This window comes from Arsenicicoccus cauae (assembly GCF_043162025.1).
GTDB lineage: Bacteria > Actinomycetota > Actinomycetes > Actinomycetales > Dermatophilaceae > Arsenicicoccus > Arsenicicoccus cauae.
Window position 1 is genome coordinate 1,019,533 of sequence record NZ_CP171001.1, and the last position, 21,632, is coordinate 1,041,164.

Annotated in this window: 11 protein-coding genes, 1 pseudogene and 3 CRISPR repeat arrays (1 of these 15 running past the window's edge); of the genes and pseudogenes, 4 read left to right on the forward strand and 8 right to left on the reverse strand. The window is 69.4% G+C overall.

What is annotated here, in order from left to right:
* A CRISPR array of direct repeats spans positions 1–401; the repeat unit is 29 nt; unit sequence GTGAGCCCCGCGCCAGCGGGGATGAGCCC (it extends 1,154 nt beyond the left edge of the window).
* A gap of 65 nt (positions 402–466) precedes the next feature.
* Positions 467–1,671 (reverse strand): IS3 family transposase gene (locus ACF3NS_RS04765; RefSeq protein WP_392467658.1). Its coding sequence is split into 2 segments (ribosomal slippage): positions 467–1,419 and positions 1,419–1,671, totalling 1,206 coding nucleotides; the frame shifts between segments, so codons are not numbered across the junction.
* A 73-nt stretch (positions 1,672–1,744) separates the two neighbouring features.
* Positions 1,745–5,068: a CRISPR direct-repeat array (repeat unit 29 nt; unit sequence GTGAGCCCCGCGCCAGCGGGGATGAGCCC).
* A 92-nt stretch (positions 5,069–5,160) separates the two neighbouring features.
* On the opposite strand from ACF3NS_RS04765, the gene istA reads away from it, so the two are divergent.
* Together istA and istB are read left to right on the forward strand one after the other, a co-directional pair.
* Positions 5,161–6,561: an IS21 family transposase gene (istA, locus tag ACF3NS_RS04770; RefSeq protein WP_392468153.1), complete on the forward strand. Its 1,401-nt coding sequence runs from the start codon at positions 5,161–5,163 to the stop codon at positions 6,559–6,561.
* The gene (istB, locus tag ACF3NS_RS04775) at positions 6,561–7,547 is read left to right on the forward strand and encodes an IS21-like element helper ATPase IstB (protein ID WP_392468156.1); all 987 of its coding nucleotides are present in this window, start codon (positions 6,561–6,563) and stop codon (positions 7,545–7,547) included. Before istA ends, istB begins: the two co-directional genes overlap by 1 nt.
* 101 nt (positions 7,548–7,648) lie before the next feature.
* Here the strand turns inward: istB and ACF3NS_RS04780 are convergent.
* From ACF3NS_RS04780 to ACF3NS_RS04795, 4 genes and pseudogenes are all read right to left on the reverse strand, one after another.
* A pseudogene (locus tag ACF3NS_RS04780) lies at positions 7,649–8,919 on the reverse strand (IS256 family transposase).
* A gap of 32 nt (positions 8,920–8,951) precedes the next feature.
* Positions 8,952–10,004: an IS110 family transposase gene (locus tag ACF3NS_RS04785; protein ID WP_392467223.1), complete on the reverse strand. Its 1,053-nt coding sequence runs from the start codon at positions 10,002–10,004 to the stop codon at positions 8,952–8,954.
* Positions 10,005–10,607: 603 nt separating this feature from the next.
* On the reverse strand, positions 10,608–12,254 hold the full coding sequence (locus ACF3NS_RS04790; protein ID WP_392468159.1) for an AMP-binding protein: 1,647 nt from the start codon (positions 12,252–12,254) through the stop codon (positions 10,608–10,610).
* Between the two features lie 11 nt (positions 12,255–12,265).
* Positions 12,266–15,469 carry a carboxyl transferase domain-containing protein gene (locus ACF3NS_RS04795; protein WP_392468161.1) on the reverse strand — a complete coding sequence of 1,068 codons (3,204 nt, stop codon included), beginning with the start codon at positions 15,467–15,469 and terminating at the stop codon, positions 12,266–12,268.
* Positions 15,470–15,528: 59 nt separating this feature from the next.
* On the opposite strand from ACF3NS_RS04795, the gene ACF3NS_RS04800 reads away from it, so the two are divergent.
* Positions 15,529–16,176 (forward strand): TetR/AcrR family transcriptional regulator, encoded by a 648-nt coding sequence (locus ACF3NS_RS04800; RefSeq protein ID WP_392468164.1) that lies wholly within the window; start codon positions 15,529–15,531, stop codon positions 16,174–16,176.
* A 23-nt stretch (positions 16,177–16,199) separates the two neighbouring features.
* Here the strand turns inward: ACF3NS_RS04800 and ACF3NS_RS04805 are convergent, their stop codons facing one another.
* Together ACF3NS_RS04805 and ACF3NS_RS04810 are read right to left on the reverse strand one after the other, a co-directional pair.
* Positions 16,200–17,411 (reverse strand): IS256 family transposase, encoded by a 1,212-nt coding sequence (locus ACF3NS_RS04805; RefSeq protein ID WP_392469078.1) that lies wholly within the window; start codon positions 17,409–17,411, stop codon positions 16,200–16,202.
* A gap of 294 nt (positions 17,412–17,705) precedes the next feature.
* Positions 17,706–18,194 (reverse strand): GntR family transcriptional regulator, encoded by a 489-nt coding sequence (locus tag ACF3NS_RS04810; RefSeq protein WP_392468167.1) that lies wholly within the window; start codon positions 18,192–18,194, stop codon positions 17,706–17,708.
* On the opposite strand from ACF3NS_RS04810, the gene ACF3NS_RS04815 reads away from it, so the two are divergent.
* Positions 18,165–19,562: an IS1380 family transposase gene (locus ACF3NS_RS04815; RefSeq protein WP_392468169.1), complete on the forward strand. Its 1,398-nt coding sequence runs from the start codon at positions 18,165–18,167 to the stop codon at positions 19,560–19,562. The two genes, ACF3NS_RS04810 and ACF3NS_RS04815, sit on opposite strands and share 30 nt — an antisense overlap.
* Before the next feature lie 576 nt (positions 19,563–20,138).
* A CRISPR array of direct repeats spans positions 20,139–20,410; the repeat unit is 29 nt; unit sequence GTGAGCCCCGCGCCAGCGGGGATGAGCCC.
* 152 nt (positions 20,411–20,562) lie between these two features.
* Here the strand turns inward: ACF3NS_RS04815 and galE are convergent.
* Positions 20,563–21,579, reverse strand: coding sequence for a UDP-glucose 4-epimerase GalE (galE, locus tag ACF3NS_RS04820; RefSeq protein WP_154592434.1), 1,017 nt, complete (start codon positions 21,577–21,579; stop codon positions 20,563–20,565).
* Positions 21,580–21,632: the final 53 nt, after the last annotated feature.

Consider the following 21,632-nt stretch of genomic DNA (forward strand, 5'->3'; position numbering starts at 1 on the left):
TCGTCAGTGAGCCCCGCGCCAGCGGGGATGAGCCCTCGAGTTCGCGGTCGACGGCGAAGCCTGACAGGTGAGCCCCGCGCCAGCGGGGATGAGCCCGCTGACCTGCGGCACTTCCAGAACGAGGACGGGTGAGCCCCGCGCCAGCGGGGATGAGCCCGCTGACCTGCGGCACTTCCAGAACGAGGACGGGTGAGCCCCGCGCCAGCGGGGATGAGCCCAGGTCCGCGTCGGTGGCGTAGAAAGCACGAGCGTGAGCCCCGCGCCAGCGGGGATGAGCCCCCGCTTCTGGTTCGCCAGGGCTTCCTTCACCGGTGAGCCCCGCGCCAGCGGGGATGAGCCCGGCGGCGGACGCATCATCTCCCCCAACACCCCGTGAGCCCCGCGCCAGCGGGGATGAGCCCCCCACCCCGACCAACCCGCCAACCACCCCCACGTGTGGGGTTGACCCCGTTCGACGGACACCGGCTTAAGCGGCTTCTGCCGCCGCGTTGAACCCGCGCTCGAAGGCTACCGGGCTGATGTTGCCGAGCGCGCTGTGGCGTCGACGGCGGTTGTACACGGTCTCGATCCATTCGGTGACGCTGCGGATCGCCGCGGCCCGGGTGGCGAATTCGTAGCGGTTGTAGTGCTCGGTCTTGAGCGTTGACCAAAAGCTCTCCTGCTGGGCGTTGTCCCAACAGACTCCCGTGCGCCCCACGGACAGACGCACCTTCAGGTCGCGGGCGGCACGGTCCAGCTGGTCCGAGGTGTACTGGCAGCCGCGGTCGGCGTGGAAGATGACCCCGGTCGTGTCGCCCTCACGGAAGGTGGCCGCGCGACGCAAGGCGTCCTCGACGACGTCGGTGTGCAGGCTGTCGCTGAACGCGTACCCAATCACCCGGCGCGAGCAGCCGTCACGCACCGCGCACAAGTACAGCCAGCCCTCACCAGTGGCCAGGTAGGTGATGTCCGAGGTCCACACCGTGTTCAGCTCTCCTTGGTCGAAGCGGCGCTCAACCAGATCCGGAATCGAGTGCGCGGACGGGTCCACGATCGTGGTCACCGGATGCCACGAGCGGGGACTGATGCCCTCAATCCCCTTGGCGCGCATCACTTTCGCGACCGTCTTACGGGACACGACCTGACCGGCCTGACGCAACTCAGCGGTGATCCGGGGCGAGCCGTACACCCCATCAGAGTCCTCATGAGCGGTCAGGACCTTGTCGGCCAGGTCGAGCAACCGCTGCTCGCGCGGGCCCGGCCCGGCCCCCTGCCGCGCGACCCAGTCGTAATACCCCGACCGGGACACCTCGAGCAGGTGACACATGTCCTCGATCGTGGATCGAGGACCTTCGGTGCAGGCCTTCTCCGCGTGGATCACTGCGAACGCGACGTCTGGTTCGACGCGTTCTCCGCCACGAAGAAGGCCGCTGCTTTTTTCAGGAACTCCCGATCCATCCGCAGCTGAGCGTTCTCCGCGCGCAAGCGTTCCAGCTCGGCCCGCTCATTGATATCGCCCGCCGGCGGCGGCTCATCCATCCGTGCACGCTCCCTGGCGACCCACCGACCCAGCAGCTGCTCACCGATCCCGATCTCTGAGGCGACCGCCGCGATCGTGCGGCCGGAGTCGATCACCAGATGAGCGGCATCACGGCGGTACTGCGGGGTGAAACTCTTCCTCTTGGCACCCATGAAGGCATCCTCTCCCGCCCAGCTACTCAGAGCCGGGCCAGTCAGGGTGTCCGTCGAACGGGGGCAACCTCACGTGAGCCCCGCGCCAGCGGGGATGAGCCCGACTGCCCGGGCAGGCTGGTCTGCCCGATCGGGTGAGCCCCGCGCCAGCGGGGATGAGCCCACGCGCGCCAACTCGATGAACAAGTCACGCATGTGAGCCCCGCGCCAGCGGGGATGAGCCCCACGGCCTGTGGTGACCTTGGCGGTCAGAGCCGTGAGCCCCGCGCCAGCGGGGATGAGCCCCGCGCGCGCCCACCGGAAAGCCCATGCGATACGTGAGCCCCGCGCCAGCGGGGATGAGCCCCGGACCCGGACGTGTAGAGCAGCCCCGAGTCGGTGAGCCCCGCGCCAGCGGGGATGAGCCCACACCCGCTTCGCCTTCCCCGCAAGCGCCTGCGTGAGCCCCGCGCCAGCGGGGATGAGCCCGCCTCCAGCTGCGCGGTGCGGCCGAGACCGTGGTGAGCCCCGCGCCAGCGGGGATGAGCCCATGGAGCGGATCGCCTTGGCGGACTCGACGGGGTGAGCCCCGCGCCAGCGGGGATGAGCCCACCGAGGACCGCTTCGGGTGGCACGTGGTGGGGTGAGCCCCGCGCCAGCGGGGATGAGCCCATCTGCCGACCAGTCGAGACCTCAGTCACAACGTGAGCCCCGCGCCAGCGGGGATGAGCCCAGGTGCCGCAGGTCTCCCGACTGGCTGGGCGCGTGAGCCCCGCGCCAGCGGGGATGAGCCTCGCGTCGGCCGTCTTGGTGATTGCGTCACCAAGTGAGCCCCGCGCCAGCGGGGATGAGCCCGCGTACCGGCCATCCTCGTCGGCGCTGTTGGCGTGAGCCCCGCGCCAGCGGGGATGAGCCCTACTTCTGGGACCCTAGCTTCACCGCGTGGAAGTGAGCCCCGCGCCAGCGGGGATGAGCCCCGCGTGTAGGGGCCGTTGATCCGGTCTGCCGGGTGAGCCCCGCGCCAGCGGGGATGAGCCCGCCACCGCCGCCGACACCCCAGCCGTGACCCTGTGAGCCCCGCGCCAGCGGGGATGAGCCCGTGGTGCAGATCTTCAACGAGCACGACGTCATGTGAGCCCCGCGCCAGCGGGGATGAGCCCACGCCGCTAGCGTGCCCGACCGCGCTGGTCGTGTGAGCCCCGCGCCAGCGGGGATGAGCCCATCAACCAGATTGCGCGGACGGCCAACGTCGAGTGAGCCCCGCGCCAGCGGGGATGAGCCCGTGCGAGCGTTGACGGGCGTCAAGCCTGGCGCGTGAGCCCCGCGCCAGCGGGGATGAGCCCGGAGGCGGGAAGTGAGCCAGACCGCCCGCGACGTGAGCCCCGCGCCAGCGGGGATGAGCCCTCCCGCACGTCATCCTTGATCGCAGACAGGATGTGAGCCCCGCGCCAGCGGGGATGAGCCCGTGCGAGCGTTGACGGGCGTCAAGCCTGGCGCGTGAGCCCCGCGCCAGCGGGGATGAGCCCGGAGGCGGGAAGTGAGCCAGACCGCCCGCGACGTGAGCCCCGCGCCAGCGGGGATGAGCCCTCCCGCACGTCATCCTTGATCGCAGACAGGATGTGAGCCCCGCGCCAGCGGGGATGAGCCCGGGACCCGCACGAGCTGACCGTCAACACCGAGGTGAGCCCCGCGCCAGCGGGGATGAGCCCTGCACGCGGGCCTCGGCGGCGGCCTCGTGGAGGTGAGCCCCGCGCCAGCGGGGATGAGCCCTCCATGCCGCGGTGGGCGTGGAAGGTCTGGGCGTGAGCCCCGCGCCAGCGGGGATGAGCCCACGCGGGCGACGAGGTCCGCAGACACGGTCCCGTGAGCCCCGCGCCAGCGGGGATGAGCCCGGCCTGTGCAAGGTAACCGACCCGGCCCGGCAGTGAGCCCCGCGCCAGCGGGGATGAGCCCCTGCCCGAGGGGACAACGCAGCCGATCCTCGAGTGAGCCCCGCGCCAGCGGGGATGAGCCCGTCACCACTCAGCTGTGGCTGCGCTACGACGCGTGAGCCCCGCGCCAGCGGGGATGAGCCCCTGTATGTCTGGCATTGGGCGTCACCCTCTCCGTGAGCCCCGCGCCAGCGGGGATGAGCCCCGCGTCGCCGCCACCCGCGTCAACGTCATGCGGTGAGCCCCGCGCCAGCGGGGATGAGCCCGAGAAGCAGCCGGGCACGTCGTGGATGGTCATGTGAGCCCCGCGCCAGCGGGGATGAGCCCACCAGGGACGTCGAGACGCCCGGGGGGACGGCGTGAGCCCCGCGCCAGCGGGGATGAGCCCACCAGGGACGTCGAGACGCCCGGGGGGACGGCGTGAGCCCCGCGCCAGCGGGGATGAGCCCGGCGTGTCCCCGGACAGCACAGGGAACGTGACGTGAGCCCCGCGCCAGCGGGGATGAGCCTCCCGCTGCACGCCGTAGATAGCCACGTCGTCAGTGAGCCCCGCGCCAGCGGGGATGAGCCCGACAAGCAGCCCGCCCGCAGGGTCGCTGCAGCGTGAGCCCCGCGCCAGCGGGGATGAGCCCCATACTGCCCCTGCTCATCGTCATCATCGGCGGTGAGCCCCGCGCCAGCGGGGATGAGCCCGGCCTACGTCCTGCCCCGTCCGCCGGCCCTGCGTGAGCCCCGCGCCAGCGGGGATGAGCCCCCGTCCTTGATCCCGGCTACGGCGGTCTGGAAGTGAGCCCCGCGCCAGCGGGGATGAGCCCGGCCTACGTCCTGCCCCGTCCGCCGGCCCTGCGTGAGCCCCGCGCCAGCGGGGATGAGCCCCGAACTCCGGCCACCGGAACCAGATACTCGAAGTGAGCCCCGCGCCAGCGGGGATGAGCCCGGCACGACGCGGATGCTCACGCACTCGGCGCGGTGAGCCCCGCGCCAGCGGGGATGAGCCCAGGGACGGCCTAGTCGAGGCGCGCTTCATCAGGTGAGCCCCGCGCCAGCGGGGATGAGCCCATCATGGATTTGCGCGACATCACCCCCGCCGCGTGAGCCCCGCGCCAGCGGGGATGAGCCCGCGTGCACGCCCGGGTGAGCCATCCGTTACCGGTGAGCCCCGCGCCAGCGGGGATGAGCCCGTGGTGCAGGTCGAGATCCTCGGGTCCAGCGCGTGAGCCCCGCGCCAGCGGGGATGAGCCCTGCACCACCACGGGGGCGCCATTGCCGACTACGTGAGCCCCGCGCCAGCGGGGATGAGCCCCGCTGCGTGATCTGCCCGATGACTCCCTTCGCGTGAGCCCCGCGCCAGCGGGGATGAGCCCATCCATGACCGGCTTGAGGACCCGCGTGCGGGGTGAGCCCCGCGCCAGCGGGGATGAGCCCCTACCCCAACCCCTCCACCCATGTCGCTTCACGGTGAGCCCCGCGCCAGCGGGGATGAGCCCGGGAGGGGGAACGGGCCGGTGTGTCGACGACGCGTGAAAACTGAGCAGGAGTCGACGGGCGAAGACTGAGCAGCCCGGGGAGCCTGGGCGGGGTGATCACCGTGGAGGACTGGGCTGAGATTCGTCGTCTGTACCGTTCGGAGGGGTTGTCGAAGGCGGCGATCGCCCGCAGGTTGGGGATCTCGCGGAACACGGTCGCGAAGGCGTTGGCGTCGGACGGGCCCCCGCGGTACGAACGACCGGCGAAGGGTTCGCTGGTCGACGCGGTCGAGCCCCGGGTCCGGTTGCTGCTGGCCGAGTACCCGACGATGCCCGCGACCGTGATCGCCGAGCGGATCGGCTGGGAGCACTCCCTGACGATCCTCAAGGACCGCGTCCGCGACCTGCGGCCCTTGTATCAGGGCATCGACCCGGCCGACCGAGTGGAGTACACCCCCGGTGAGGTCGCCCAGTGCGATCTGTGGTTCCCGCCCGTACCGATCCCGGTCAGCAAGGGCGTCGAGCGGATCCTGCCGGTCCTGGCCATGACGAGCGGATACTCCCGGCACACGTCCGCGGTGATGATCCCCTCCCGGCAAGGAGGCGACATCCTCGCGGGCATGTGGCGCCTGCTCGCCGGCCACCCGACCGACCCGACATGGCCCGGGTGGGGTCGGTGCCCTCGCGCCCTGGTGTGGGACCGGGAGTCAGCGATCGGTGGCAAGGGCAAGCCGACACCGGCCGCAGCCGCGTTCGTGGGCACCCTCGGCGTCCGGTTGATGCTCGCGCCCGCCCGCGACCCCGAGTTCAAGGGTCTGGTCGAGCGACGCAACGGCTTCTTCGAGACATCCTTCCTGCCCGGTCGCGTGTTCACGAGTCCGGCAGACTTCAACACCCAGATCAGCGAGTGGCTCACCACGAAGGCCAACACGCGGTTCGTCCGCTCGATCGGGACCACGATCACCGACCGGTGGCCGATCGACCGGGCCGCGATGATCACCCTGCCCCCGGTCGCCCCACAGGTGGGGCTACGCGCCAGGGTGCGGCTGGCGCGGGACTACTACGTGCGCATCGACGCCAACGACTACTCCGTCGACCCATCGATGATCGGCCGGTTCGTCGACGTCGTCGCCGGCCCCGACCGCGTCACCGTCACCCACGAGGGCACCGTCGTCGCCGACCACCCCCGCTACTGGGGCAGCGCAGCGACGATCACCGACCCGAACCATCAAGCGACCGCCAAGCGGTTGCGCGCCGACTACCAGGCCACCCGCGCCGCCACCGCCCGGCGCCACCAGCTACGCACCCACGCCGACGGGCACGCCGTCGCGCTGCGGGCGCTTCCCGACTACGACGCCCTGTTCGGCATCGACTTCCACACCAACCCCACCGCCCCGCACACCCCCGAGCCCGTGACCGACTCCGTCCGTGAGCACGAAGCCGAAGCGGCCGACGGGCCCGATGGCTCGGCCCCCGGCATCATCCGCCCCACCTCCCAAGGAGCTACGTCCTGATGACCCCCACCACCGCTGTCGCCGATGCACTCGACGAGGACATCACCGCGCCTGCCACACTGCCCGCCGGCGACGAGGACCACGCCGCGCGCGCGGACACCGGACGAGGCCGCAAGCGAACCAGCAAGCCAGTGCTTGCCGCACCGCCCGCACCGCCCGCGCCAGCAGCCGCGCCCGCAGGAGCGCCCGCGGTCGCGCCGGGGCTCGCCGCTGCCGCGTTCGGCGCGCGGCTGGACTCCCAGATCGCCTACCTGACGCGGGTCCTGAAGATGCCCACGATCGGGCGGACCTGGGCCGACCTGGCCGACCAGGCCCGCGACCTGGGCTGGTCCCACGAGGAGTACCTCGCCGCCGTGCTCGAGCGCCAGGCCGCTGACCGCGAGTCCGCCGGGACGATGATGCGCATCCGCACCGCGCACTTCCCCGCGATGAAGACCCTCGAAGACTTCAACTACGACCACCTGCCCTCGCTACGCCGCGACGTCCTGGCCCACCTCGCCACGTCCACCTACGTGCCGAAGGCAGAGAACGTCGTCCTGCTCGGCCCGCCCGGCATCGGCAAGACCCACCTCGCCATCGGCCTCGGGATCAAAGCCGCGCAGAACGGTCACAGCGTCCTGTTCGACACCGCGTCCGCGTGGATCAACCGCCTCACCATCGCCCACCAGGGCGGTCAGCTCGACGCCGAGCTGAAGAAGATCCGCCGCTACAAGCTGATCATCGTCGACGAGGTCGGCTACATCCCCTTCGACACCGACGCCGCGAACCTGTTCTTCCAGCTCGTCGCCTCACGCTACGAACAAGGCTCGATCATCGTCACCTCGAACCTGCCCTTCGGCCGCTGGGGCGAGACCTTCAGCGACGACGTCGTCGCCGCAGCCATGATCGACCGCCTCGTCCACCACGCCGAAGTCCTCGCCCTATCCGGCGACTCCTACCGCACCCGCGCCCGCCGCGACCTACTCGCCCAAGACCGCGACCGCTGAACAGCCACCCACAGTCACAACCGGCCCCACCGGCACACACGAGACGGGTTGCCACCCGCGACGGGACTGTCCGATGAACGGTGTAAGCGGCGGTTTCATTTTCAGCGGTCCTCGGCGGCCGGCATGCGGTCGGCGAAGGTGATGGCGAACGCGTTCAGCGCGGGCTTCCAGCGTGTGACCCATCGTGTCTGACCGGTGCCCTTGGGGTCCAGGCTCCTGGTCACGAGGTACAGGACCTTCAGCGCGGCCTGTTCGTTCGGGAAGTGCCCGCGGGCGCGGACGGCGCGCCGGTAGCGGGCGTTCAGGGACTCGATCGCGTTCGTCGAGCAGATCACCCTGCGGATCTCGACGTCGTAGTCCAGGAAGGGTATGAAGTCTTCCCAGGCGTTGTCCCACAACGTCGTGATCGCCGGGTAGGCCTTGCCCCACTTCGCGGCGAACTCCTCTCGTACCGCTCCCGCGCTGCGGCGGGGGTCGGCGCGGTGTAGATCGGCTTGAGGTCCTTGGCGATCTGGTCCCAGTACTTACGGCTCGCGTACCGGAAGGTGTTACGGATCAAATGGATGATGCACGTCTGCACGATGGCCTGCGGGAACGCGGCATTCACTCTGTCGGGCAGGCCCTTGAGCCCGTCGCACACGACGAAGAACACGTCCTTGACGCCACGGTTGCGCAGCTCGGTCAGCACGGCGAGCCAGTACTTCGCGGACTCCCCGTCACCGTCACCGGCCCACATGCCCAGGACGTCCTTGTGGCCGTCCAGGTCGACACCGATTGCGGCGTAGAACGGCCGGTTGCGGACCTGCCCGTCTCGGACCTTGACCACGATCGCGTCGATGAAGATCGCGGCGTAGACCTTCTCCAGCGGGCGCGCCCACCAGGTCTGCATCTCCTCCACGACCCGGTCGGTGATGCGGCTGATCGTGTCCTTGGACACCGACGCCCCGTATACCTCGCCCAGGTGGGCCGAGATCTCTCCGGTGGTCAGGCCCTTGGCGTACAGCGACAGGACCATCGCGTCCAGGTCCGTCAACCGGCGCTGCCGCTTCTTCACCAGCTGCGGCTCGAACGTGCCCGCCCGGTCTCGCGGCACGTCGATCTCGATCGGGCCCGCGTTGTCGGTGATCACGGTCTTCGAGCGGACCCCGTTGCGCGAGTTCCCGCTCCCGCGTCCTTCGACGGCGTGCTTGTCGTACCCCAGGTGCGAGGACATCTCCTCGTCCAGGGCGACCTCGATCACCGTCTTGGTCAGCATCTTCAACAACCCGTCCGGGCCCGTCAGTGCGACGCCGTCCTCCTGCGCCTGACGGACCAGACGCTGCAACGCGGCCAGGTCCTGCTTCGACGCAGCACGCCCCGACACCGGCGCCACCGGCTGCGCCGGCTCGACGCTCCTATGGTTCGTCAAGGGGTGGTGGGGCCTGATTCGAGGGTTCGGTAGAGGTCTCGGATGATGTAGCGCTTGAGGCAGCGGCGGATCTCGCGTGGGGTCTTGCCTTCGGCGGTGCGGCGGGCGGTGTAGGTCTTCGTGGCTTCGTCGTAGCGTTGGCGGGCCAGGACGATGGTGTGGATGGCGCGGTTGAGCTGGTGGTCGCCGTACCGGTTGAGGCGGTATCGGGTGGTGACGCGGCCGCTGTTCGCGGGGATCGGGGCGATCCCGGCGAGCATCGCGAACGCGGCTTCGGAGTGGATCCGGCCGGGGTGGGACCAGGCGCACAGGACGGTCGCGGCGACGATGGGGCCGACGCCGAGCAGGTCGAGCAGGTCCGCCCGCCAGGCCTTGACCAGGACGGTGATCTGCTTCTCGAGGGTGTCGACCTCGGTGGTGAGGGCCTGGACGCGGCGGGCCAGGGTGCGTAGGACCTGGCGGGTGGTGGCGGTCTCGACGTCGTCGCCTCGGTGGGCGCGTAGGACCGCGGCGCGCTTGACCCTTTCGGGGCCGGTCACACCGCGGAAGGTCGCGCGCAGGGTTTCGGGGGCGGCCACGATCAAGGAGAACAACTGGCGTTGAGCGACCGTTGCTGCGTCGACGGCGGAGCGTCGTGCGGCGAGCAGTACCGATAGGGCCTGGCGTTGTCCGCCGGCTCGGGGCGTGCCGAGGACGGGTCGGGTCAGGGCTTCGCGGGCGGCGCGGATCGCGTCGAGGGGGTCGGACTTCGCGCCGTGGCGGCGGGCGGCGCGTTGGGGTCGGTCGAGCTCGACGACGACCTCGCCGGCGCTGGTCAGGGCCCGGGTCAGGCCCGCGCCGTGGCTGCCGGTGCCTTCGATGGCCCAGGCCCGGGCCGGGCAGTGATCGTCGGCCCAGGTCAGCAGGTCCTGGTAGCCGGGCGGGGTGGTCGCGATGGTCATCTCGTCCAGGACGGCGCCGGTCGTGGTGTCCACGATCGCGGCGGTATGGGTGTCGACGTGGGTGTCGACACCGATGACGATGTCGGCGATTTCGGCCAGACTGGTCATGCGTTCCTCCTCTAGCTCCGGATGGACGTTGATCCGGTCCGGGAGAGGTCACGGCAGGACTGTGACGGGACACGACGACGCCGCTAACGTCGCCGGTCAAGCTCCTGATCAGGCCAGCAGACCTCGACCGGGCCGGGTCGCCGATCCCGAACGGACAAGTCGCGCGGAAGGCACGAAGCCAGTCAGGCGAGGAGTCACGAACGAGACCGACGACCACAGCCCATCACCGCTGGGCTGCTGTCACACCCTCACAGTCAGGCGAAGTCGCGTCCTCGCTGTCGGCGACGGCGTCCAGCCCCGGCTCCTGCGGGTCCTGCATCTGCGGTTCGGTCGGGCTCACGCCCACCAGTGTCTCGGCCATCATCGGCCCCTTCCTGCCCTACCGGGCAACGGGCCGCTTACACCGTTCCTGCGACAGTCCCTGGCGTGACAGGCAGGGTCACGAGCCCAGTGGGAACGGCGCCGACTCCGAGAGCCTCGACGAGACCGTCGCCCCACCGTGGCATCGCCCGCTGCCTGCGACGACGAGACCATGTCCTCGACCGGCACCACCAGCGCACGCGGGGACGGCACTGGTCCGTCTTGGAGGAGCGGGCCGGCAGGTCAGGCGCCGGATTCTGCTGCTCGTTCCTGGAGTTCGACTTTGCGGATCTTGCCGGTGGCGGTCATGGGGAAGGACTCGAGGATCACGACCCGGGGAACCTTGTAAGGGGCGAGCTGTTCGGCGGCCTGGGCTTGGAGGCGGTCGGCGGCGATGGTGGCGCCCGGATTGGCGGTGACGAACGCGACGGGGATCTCACCCTTGGCGGGGTCCGGGGAGGGGACCACGGCGCAGGAGGCGACGCCGTCCATGCGCGCAAGGACCATCTCGATCTCTGCGGGGTAGACGCTCATCCCCTTGACCTTGATGAGTTCCTTACGGCGTCCGAGGTAGTGGAGGCACCCGTTCTCGTCGAGTCGCCCGCTGTCACCCGTGCGCAGCCACCCGTCACGGAGTTGCTCGGCGGTGGCTTGCGGGTTGCGCCAGTATCCGCTCATCACCGAGGGGCTCTTGACATGGATCTCCCCGTCTTGCCCGAGGGGGACGAGCTCGCCGGTGGCCCAGTCGCGGATGACGATGTCGGTGCCGGGAACGGGGACTCCGCAGAACACGGGTTCTTCGTTGAGGTCGCGGTCGTGTTCGGCCATGCCGTAGGCGGTGGCATCCATGGTGTTGGTTTCGGTCATGCCGTAGGCCGCTTCGCGCAGCGTCGACCCGGCGGCCTCGCGCCAGAGGTGTCGGATCTGGGGGTCGAGTTTGCGGATGAACGACACCGCGGCGGGGTCGCGCAGGCTGGACAGGTCGCGAGCGGTCATGTCTTCACGCTGGATCAGTTCGAGGTAGTTCTCCACGGTGCCGACCATCATGGTCACCCTCTCTGCCTCTATGAGGTCGAGGGCGGCGCCTGCGTCCCATCGGCTCATGAGGACGCTGGTGCCGCCGGCCATGATCGGCATGAGGAAGCCGAGGTCCTCTCCGGCGATCCAGAAGATGGGCAGATAGCACAAGGCCACGAAGTCGTCGGTCTCGATCTCCCCGCTTGCGCCGAGTGCGGTCGCGCCGGTGTAGATCATGTGGCGTTGGGTGTGTTCGCAGCCCTTGGGCAGGCCGGTGGTGCCGCCGGTGTAATTGAGAGCGGCGAGGGAATCCAGGTCGCCCATGTCCGGCAGGTCGCCAGGATCGGTGGCGGTGAGATCCTCCCAGGCGAGGGCACCTTCGATGGGGTCACCGACGACGGCGACGGTGTGCAGGTCGGGGACATCGCTGCGGACGGCATCCACGATGGGGGTGAGCACGTCGAGGGTGATGAGGAACTTGGCGCCGCTGTCGGTGAGTTCGTGGGCGAGCTCTTGGGGCCGGAACATCGGGTTGACGGGCACGAACACCGCACCCACGCGCAGAGCAGCCAATGCGGCCACGATGAACTCGGGGCGGTTGGACAGGTGGATCCCTACGCGATCGCCGCGCTGCACGCCTGCCTGCTGCATTCCTGCGGCGACGGCCCTGGCCTGTTGGTGCAGGTGGGCGTAAGTGAGGCGGGTGGCCCCGCATACGATCGCGGCCCGGTCGGGTCGGCGGGCCGCCCACTGGGCGACGTAGCCGGGCAGGGTGAGTTCCCCCAGTGGGTAGATCACACCGCTGGGAGTGTCGGCGGGGCGGGCGGCGGCTTGGCGGGCGCGGACATCTTCAAGGTAGGTCTGCAGTTCCATGGCGGGGTCCTTCACCAGGTGTCGATCGGGCGGTGGCCGGTCTCGGGAGGAATGGGGGTTTGGATTGCGCTGTGGATCCACGCTCGAGTGTGGATCGGGTCGATGACGGCGTCGATTTCGAACACTTCCGCGGCATTGACGCCGCGCCCCTGGTCGTACATGCGCGCGACCAGGGTGTCGAACAGTTCAGCCTTGGCCCTCTCGTCGGGGGCTTCCTCGAGTTCGCGCCGGAACCCCAGGCGCACGGCGCCTTCCAGGCCCATCCCGCCGATCTCTGCGGTGGGCCACGCCAGGGTTGCCGTGGGGCGACGGAAGCTGCCACCGGCCATGGCTTGAGCGCCGAGGCCGTAGCCCTTGCGCAGGATCAGGCACACCAACGGACTCCGCAGGCGGGCGCCGGTGACGAACACCCGAGCGAAGTGCCGCACGGTGGCGGTGCGTTCGACGTCGGGGCCGACCATGAAGCCGGGGGTGTCGCACAGTGATACGACCGGCAGCCGGTGCGCGTCGCACAGCTGCAGGAATCGGGCGAGTTTGTCGGCGGCGTCGGCATCGATCGCCCCACCCAGGTGACGGGGGTCGTTGGCGACGACCCCGACGCTGGTCCCCTGGATTCGCGCGAGGTAGGTCCGCACAGAGGGTCCGAACTGCTCACGCAACTCCAGGGTGGAGCCTTCGTCACACAGGGCGGTGATGACGTCGGCAACGTCGTAGGCACGCTTGCGGTTCTCGGGGATGAGGTGACGCAGCCGCCTCTGATCGGGGGCTTCACCGGGGCGTTCCCGATCGGTCAGGAGGTCGATGTAGTGGCGGGCGACCTGCACGGCCTGCGCTTCGTCATGGACGAGGACATCGACGACCCCTTGGCGGGCGTGCATGGGCGCGGGCCCGACTTCTTCGGGCCGGAAGGTACCCAGACCACCGCCTTCGATCATGGCCGGTCCTCCCATCCCGATCGTGGCGTCCTGCGTGGCGACGACGACGTCGCAGCAGCCCAGCAGGGCCGCGTTTCCGGCGAAACAGCGACCGGCGGCAATCCCGACCGTAGGCACGTGCCCCGACAGCGAGCCCATCGTGGAGAACGTCTCCACGTCCAGTCCGGAGACCACGGTGGTGTCGGTGTCGCCGGGGCGACCACCGCCGCCTTCGGCGAACAACACGACCGGCAATCCACGATCGCGGGCGAGCTCGAGCATGCGGTCGGTCTTCTTGTGGCTGAGGTATCCCTGGGTGCCGGCCAGGACGGTGTAGTCGTAGGCCAGGACGGCGATCGGGGCGCCGCTCAGAGTGGCGGTGGCTGTGATGATGCCGTCGGCGGGAGTGGACTGGCGTAGTTCTTCTGGACTGCGGCGACGGCGTTGCGCGGCGACCGCCAGCGCCCCGTACTCCCGCAACGAGTCGGGATCGATGAGGTCGGCGATGTTCTCTCGGGCGGTGCGGTGCCCGCTCTTGCGGCGTTTGGCGACGGCCTCGGGGCGGCCCTCGTCAAGGGTCGCAGCGTGGCGGTCGAGCACCAGCTGCAAGTCGTTCCGGACGGCGTCGAGATCCACCTGCTCCTCGACGCAGTGGCCGGTGTCATCGACATCGTGCGGAGCCAGTTCCAGGACCGGCGTCCCTGCCGTCACCGGCTCTCCCGGCGCCAAGTGGACAGTCGTGATGGTGCCGGAGACCGGGGCCCTCAGGACGTGTTCCATCTTCATGGCCTCCACGACGGCTACGGGCGCTCCAGCCGTCACGATGTCACCGGGGGCCACCTCGTAACCGGTGAGCACCCCGGGCATGGGGGAGGTGAGGACCCCCTCGTCGGTACGGTCGCCACGGGCCGGGCCATCCGTCGAGACGTCAGGGACGACGGCTCGGTCGGCGAGGGAGGTGGCGAGCTCATCCACCGTCGTCGTGCGCGCACGCCCTGGGCCCGCCTCGGGCTCTCCCAACAGTGCCTGCAACCAAGCCAGGTTCGTGGTGACACCTTCCAGGCGTGTGTCGGCCATCGCCGTGCGGAGCCCTTCGAGGGCCTCCTGGTCGTCGCGGGCGTGGACGATGATCTTTGCCAGGAGTGGGTCGAACTGCCCGTTGATCTCCACGCCGGCGCGCACGTGGGTGTCGAGGCGCACCCCCGGCCCGGTGGGCCATTCCACCGCGCCCACGGTCCCCGCGGTGGGGTAGGCCTCGCCGGTGGATAGGACGGTCTCGGCGTTGACTCGTGCCTCGATGGCGACTCCCCGTTCGGGAACAGGCAGCAGTCCCGCCTGGGCCAGCGAAGCCCCGCAGGCCAACTCCAACTGTCCACGCACCAGGTCCAGCCCGGTCACCTCCTCCGTGACCGTGTGTTCGACCTGCAGACGCGGGTTGACCTCCATCACGACGAACCGGTCATCGGTGGCCAAGACCTCCACGGTGGCCAGACCGACGTAACCGACCGCCCCGACCAGTGTCTCGGCGGCGGACACGATCCGGTCCCGCATGTCGGCCGACAGCAGAGCCGGCGCCATCTCGACGACCTTCTGACGTCGACGCTGCAACGAGCAGTCGCGGGTACCCAGGGCCACCACCTGATGCCCGTCACCGGCGATCTGCACCTCGATGTGGCGGGCGCCGGTGATGACCTCTTCGATGACGATCCTGCCGTCGCCGAAGACCTTCCGCCCCTCGGAGGAGGCTTCCTGAATCGCCGATGTCAGCGTTGCCGCATCCGAGGCGAAGCGAATTCCCCGCCCACCGCCGCCGGCAACCGCCTTGACGATGACACGCCCTCCGGCGGGCAGGGAGGCCAACAGTTCCAATCCCGCCTCGGCGTCATCCGCGGCGCGAGCCACCGGCAGCTGCAGAGATCGAGCCAGAGACCTGCAGGATGCCTTGTCGCCGAGGCGGGCGAGGGCTCCAGGTGAGGGCCCCACGAATCCGATCCCCGCCTCGCTGCAGGCGCCGGCCAGCTCAGGGGACTCGCTGAGGAATCCGTATCCGGGGTGCAGCAGGTCCGCGCCGGAGGCTACCGCTGCGCCAATGACCGCTTCGATGTCGACATAGGCCTGCGGCCCACGGCCTGGCAGGTCGACGACGGCGTCGGCCAGCCGCGCATGCGGCGCGTGGGGCTCGTCGGCCGTACGAAACGCGAGACCCCGCCGGCCCGAGGCACGTACGGCGCGCAGGATCCGCACGGCGATCTCACCGCGGTTGGCTACCAGGACATTCGACACCTTCGTCTCCTTCGACATCGGTCGTGACTGTCGCCACTATGCGTTGACACCATTGTCAACGTCAAGAGAATGGACGTATGGCGGAATGGGCGACACGCGCGCGACGGGACCGACACGACACCGACCGGCACGCTGAGTTACTGCGCGCCGCGCGCGGGGTGTTCGAACGGGACGGCATCGAAGGTGCCAGCGTCGCCGCGGTCACCCAGGAGGCCCAGGTCTCCCGAGCGACGTTTTACGTCTATTTCGCCTCTCTGGACGATGCGTTGGGTGCGGTCGCACGCGAGGTCAGGGACGAGCTCCTCGCCAGCCAACGCCTGCCGGTCCAAGTGGAGAACCCGATCGATGTCGCTGCCCGCTCGATGGAGGCTTTCCTGGACGCCCGCATCCGCAACCTGCGCATGCTCGACGTGATCGAGTCACGCGCCCACCACGACGCGGAGATGGGCACGCTGTGGGAGGAGCTCTCCGAACATCCCCTACGTCGGACCGCCCGATACGTACGCAGCCTCGCCGAGTCGGGGATCGGGCATCCCGCCGCCGACCCTGCAGCCGTAGCCCGAGCCGCTCACGGCATGGTCATCGCCTACGCGTCGTGGATCGCCGCCGACCCGACCCGTCGCGCCCAAGGTGTGCACGACCTCAACGCCCTCTTTCGTCGTCTCCTGGGCCTGCAGGCCCCATCCTCGGCGGAACGGACTGCAGACGAGGGACTGTCCGGCTAACGGTGTAAGTGGCGTTTGCATGGTCAGCGGTCCTCCGCCGCGGGCATGCGGTCGGCGAAGGTGATGGCGAACGCGTTCAGTGCTGGCTTCCACCTAGTGACCCATCTTCTCTGTCCGGTGCCCTTGGGGTCCAGTGATCGGGTGACCAGGTAGAGCGTCTTCATCGCGGACTGCTCGTTCGGGAAGTGCCCACGGGCTCGGACCGCGCGCCGGTAGCGGGCGTTGAGCGACTCGATCGCGTTGGTCGAGCACAGGACCTTGCGGATCTCCTCGTCGTAGTCCAGGAACGGGATGAACTCCTCCCACGCGTTGTCCCACAACTTCTTGATCGCCGGGTAGGGCGTGCCCCACTTCTCGGCGAACTCCTCGTACCGTGCCCGGGCCGCCTCGGGGCTGGGGGCGGTGTAGATCGGCTTCATGTCGCGGGCGATCTGGTCCCAGTACTTCCTGCTGGCGTAGCGGAAGGTGTTGCGGATCAGGTGGATGATGCAGGTCTGCACGATGGCCTGGGGGAAGGCCGCGTTCACGCTGTCCGGCAGACCCTTGAGGCCGTCGCAGACGATGAAGAAGACGTCCTTGACGCCGCGGTTGCGCAGCTCGGTCAGCACCGCGAGCCAGTACTTGGCCGACTCCCCGTCACCGTCACCGGCCCACATGCCCAGGATGTCCTTGTGCCCGTCCAGGTCGACCCCGATCGCGGCGTAGAACGGGCGGTTGCGGACCTGACCGTCGCGGACCTTGACCATGATCGCGTCGATGAAGATCGCGGCGTAGACCTTCTCCAGGGGTCTGGCCCACCAGGACTGCATCTCCTCGATCACCCGGTCGGTGATCCGCGAGATCACGTCCTTGGACACCGACGCGCCGTACACCTCGGCCAGGTGCGCGGAGATCTCCCCGGTGGTCAGACCCTTGGCGTACAGGGACAGGACTAGGTCGTCCAGGTCGGACAGGCGCCGCTGCCGCTTCTTGACCAGCTGGGGTTCGAACGTGCCGTCCCGGTCCCGGGGCACGGTGATCTGCACCGGTCCGCAGTTGTCGGTCAGGACCGTCTTGGTCCGGGTGCCGTTGCGGGAGTTGCCCCGGTTACGGCCCTCGACGGCGTGCTTGTCATAGCCCAGGTGCTCGGACAGCTCCTCATCCAGCGCGGTCTCGATGACCGTCTTCGTCAACGCCTTCAGCAGCCCGTCCGGGCCGGTCAGCGCCACGCCGGCGTCCTTGGCCTGGAGCACCATCTGTTTGATCACGGCCAGCTCGGCCGGCGTCAGCTCCCGCTCCGGACCCGCGTCCGGGATCGGCCCGAACGCCTCCCCGGGCGGTGGACCGCCCGGATCGCCCGGGTCCTGGCTCTTCTTCGGTGAAGGTGGACTCACAGCCACCAGTGTCTCGGTCATGACGACCCTCCTGCCCCAACCGGGGCGCTAGGGCCACTTACACCGTTAACGCGATAGACCCGCAGACGACGCCCCTGTCTTTTGAGGCGGGCCTCACGACCGGACGTGACGCATGAACGAGTCGAAGGCCCGGGGTCAGCGTCTGGCGCGGATGACGTCGGCAGTGATGTGCATGCGGCGCGGGTTCACCCAGATGTCGGAGCATTCCACGGGCCGCCCGGCGGCCTCGTAGGTGACCTGCTCGAGGTAGAGGAGGGGGGCGTGAGGGGCGAGCCCGAAGCGCTGCGCCAGCCAGGGACTTGCGGCGACGGCGGTGATGGTGCGGGTTCCGCGGTCGATGACGACTCCGGCGATCTTCTCGAGATGGTTGAACAAGGGGGTGGTGGTGAAGTCGACATGGTCGAGGAGCCGACTGGTGGGGTGGGTGATGTGGTTGGTGAACAAGGCGATGACCCCGTCCGCGTCCGAACGTAGACGCGCTAGCCCGGAGATTTCATCGGGGTGAGTGAGCCCTGAACGCGAGAAGTGCCCTTGACCTGCAAGGATGACGCTTGCGACAGCTGATATCCGCAGGAACCGAAGGGCACTTCTCAGGTGAGTAAGCGTAGCGGTCTGTACCCGCATGTCCGAGTTGACACCGCCACTGTCCCGGCGGTGGCCCACGCGGGCGGTGCGCTGCTGACCAGGACGACGCGCGTCTTTGGGATCGACCGGCTGCTCAGCGAAGCGTTGCGGCCGTGGCGTAAGCCGCTGGTCAGGCACGATCCGGCGAAAGTGGTCCTGGATGTGGCGGTGTCGTTGGCGTTGGGTGGGGACGCCTGCCGCGACGCCGCGCTGTTGCGGGCCGAACCGGGGGTGTACGGGCCGGTGGCTTCGGACGCCACGATCAGTCGCACCATCGCGGCGCTGGCCGGTGATGTCGCGCGGGTGGAGAAGGCCATCGCGACTGCCCGCACCGCGGCGCGGGCTCACGTGTGGAACCTGGCCGGGCAGCACGCCCCCAACCATGAGGTCATGGCGGCGAATCCGTTGGTCATCGATCTGGACGCGACCCTGGTCACCGCGCACTCGGATAAGGAACAGGCCGCACCCACCTTCAAACGCGGCTTCGGGTTCCACCCGTTGTGCGCGTTCGTGGACCACGGTCCAGCCGGCACCGGGGAGTCGTTGGCGATGCTGCTACGCCCGGGGAACGCCGGCTCCAACACCGCCGTTGACCACGAGCAGGTGATCAAGGCCGCTCTGGCCGGGCTGCCTGGGGTCAACCCGGCCAGGCCAGGCCGGAAGGTGTTGATCCGCACCGATGGCGCCGGCGGCACGCGCGAGTTGCTGTGGTTCTGCCACCGCCGCGGAGTGTCGTATTCGATCGGGTGGACCCTGCCCGCGGTCATGCCGCAGCTGTACCGGCTCATCCCCCAGAACGGGTGGACTGCCGCGTACAACGCCGACGGGCAGGCCCGCCAGGGCGCCGACGTCGCCGACATCACCGGTCTGCTCACCGCGCACGACAAGCTGAAGGGGTACCCGCCAGGCATGCGCGTGATCGTGCGCCGGGAACGTCCTCACCCGGGGGCGCAACTACGGTTCGAGGACATCGACGGGTACCGCCTGACCGCGTTCGTCACCAACACCCGCCGTGGGCAGCTCTCTGACCTGGAACTACGCCACCGTCGACGGGCGCGGTGCGAGGACCGGATCCGCATCGCCAAGGACACCGGCCTGGCGAATCTGCCCCTGCAGGGGTTCGACCAGAATCGGATCTGGCTGCTCATCGTGCAGTTGGCGAACGACCTGCTCGCCTGGATGGCACTACTGACCGGTCACGACGCCCGGCGGTGGGAACCCAAAACGCTGCGGCACCGCCTGTTCACGATCGCCGCGACCCTGGCCCGCACGAGCCGTCAGCGGCTCCTGCACATCAAAGACACCGCCCCCTGGGCAGGCCTGTTCACCACCGCCTGGGACAACCTCGCCGCCCTGGCCCCACCCTGAGCAGCGCGCCACCTCCGCCCCTTCAAACCCAGCACTGCCCTCGTTCCGTGGAAGACGACGCCCACCGGCAGCGACATCCCGGCGGTTGTCGTACCCACCTGCAAGAATCAACCGCATTCACACGGCAACGGCGCCGACTACGCCGACACCGCTGCCCGATGAAACATCCGGGCTAAGCCCTGTGTGTGCAAGGACATTTTCTTGCGCCCGTGCGTCCGACCAGCCCGCCGATCACATGACAGCAACCCGGGTGAGCCTCACAAACAGCGGTTGAGAGACGGCCGCCCTGCGGTGTGATGTGTCGTTCCGCCTCGTTCACGGACCCAGTCGACTAAGCATCGCGGCCCGACGGCACCACCTGGTGCCACCCCCTCATCGACAGTTGAGGACGACCACGAACGCGGCGGCTATCTGGCTTCCGAGGAACCGTGCGTGACCAGGACCACGACTCCGGCTTCACCATGCGAGAGTGATGTCGGACACACGCGACCGTCGGCGTGCGCTCAGACTGCTCAGTTTTCAGCCGTCGACATCTGCTCAGTTTTCACCCGTCGTTGACACGGTGGGGGTGCCGGTGTGAGCCCCGCGCCAGCGGGGATGAGCCCAGGCCGACGCGTGACCCTCGCCCTGAGGTCGGTGAGCCCCGCGCCAGCGGGGATGAGCCCGTCGCGCCGGGGTACGCGCACGCGTACGGGGTGTGAGCCCCGCGCCAGCGGGGATGAGCCCGTTTCCCCGTCCCGGTGGGTCGAGATGGAGGGGTGAGCCCCGCGCCAGCGGGGATGAGCCCAGCACGACCCTCGGCGTCGAGACGGACCACACGTGAGCCCCGCGCCAGCGGGGATGAGCTCTGAACCACGCAGACCTAGGACTTGGAGAGTGTTGCCGCCGCGAGCCAGGCGGATGGTTGCTAAGGCGGGCACTCCACGCCGGCCGCGGCGTGCAGGATCTCGCTGCGGTCGGCGCGCCGCGTGCAGCGGGGCGGTCATACGGCCGACGACCCTCAGCTGGGGTAGCCCTCGGGGTTGCCGGACTGCCAGCGCCAGGTGTCGGCGCACATGTCGTCGACCGTCTTGGTGGCGTGCCAGTCGAGCTCGGCGTTGGCGCGGGACGGGTCGGCGTAGGACGCGGCGATGTCGCCGGGGCGGCGCGGGGCGACCTTGAACGGCAGCTCGCGGCCCACGGCGCGGCTGAAGGCCGCGAGCATCTCCTTGACCGAGGTGCCGTGGCCGGTGCCGAGGTTCCAGGTGGACACGGGGTCGGAGACCTCGCCGAGGCGGCGCAGCGCGGCGACGTGGCCCGCGGCGAGGTCCTCGACGTGGATGTAGTCGCGCAGGCCGGTGCCGTCGGGGGTGTCGTAGTCGTCGCCGAAGATGTTGAGGTGCTCGCGCCGCCCGACGGCGACCTGGGCGATGAAGGGAACGAGGTTGTTGGGGATGCCCTGCGGGTCCTCGCCGATCGTGCCGGACGGGTGCGCGCCCACGGGGTTGAAGTAGCGCAGCAGCGCGATCCGCATCTGCGGGTCCGCGACGGCGACGTCGCGCAGGATCTGCTCGATCATGACCTTGGTCCAGCCATAGGGGTTGGTCGCCGACGTCGGGAAGTCCTCCTTCATCGGGACGGGCGCGTCCTCGCCGTACACCGTCGCGCTGGAGGAGAACACGAGCTTCTTGACGCCATGGCGCTGCATCGCCCGCACCAGCGAGAAGGTCGAGCCGAGGTTGTTCTCGTAGTACTCGAGCGGCTTCTCGACGGACTCTCCGACGGCCTTGAAGCCCGCGAAGTGGATGACCGCGTCGAACCGCTCCGTGGCAAAGAGGTGCTCGGTCTTGTCCCGGTCGGTCAGGTCGAAGCCGTGCACCTCGATCGGCTGCCCCGCGAGGGCCTCGAGCCGGGCCATCACGGACGGCTTGGCGTTGGAGAAGTTGTCGACCACGACCACGTCGTGACCGGCGGCAAGGACCTGGAGGGTGGTGTGCGAGCCGATGTAGCCGGCGCCACCGCTGACGAGAACGCGCATGCTCCCCACCCTAGGGGTCCGGCCTACGAGCACGCTGTGGGACGGGTCGCACG

Coding starts and splice junctions, on each gene's coding strand:
- istB (WP_392468156.1), top strand. CDS start 6,561: ATGACCCCCACCACCGCTGTCGCCGATGCACTCGACGAGGACATCACC.
- ACF3NS_RS04785 (WP_392467223.1), bottom strand. CDS start 10,004: ATGACCAGTCTGGCCGAAATCGCCGACATCGTCATCGGTGTCGACACC.
- ACF3NS_RS04790 (WP_392468159.1), bottom strand. CDS start 12,254: ATGGAACTGCAGACCTACCTTGAAGATGTCCGCGCCCGCCAAGCCGCC.
- ACF3NS_RS04795 (WP_392468161.1), bottom strand. CDS start 15,469: ATGTCGAAGGAGACGAAGGTGTCGAATGTCCTGGTAGCCAACCGCGGT.
- ACF3NS_RS04800 (WP_392468164.1), top strand. CDS start 15,529: ATGGCGGAATGGGCGACACGCGCGCGACGGGACCGACACGACACCGAC.
- ACF3NS_RS04805 (WP_392469078.1), bottom strand. CDS start 17,411: ATGGTGCTCCAGGCCAAGGACGCCGGCGTGGCGCTGACCGGCCCGGAC.
- ACF3NS_RS04810 (WP_392468167.1), bottom strand. CDS start 18,194: ATGCGGGTACAGACCGCTACGCTTACTCACCTGAGAAGTGCCCTTCGG.
- galE (WP_154592434.1), bottom strand. CDS start 21,579: ATGCGCGTTCTCGTCAGCGGTGGCGCCGGCTACATCGGCTCGCACACC.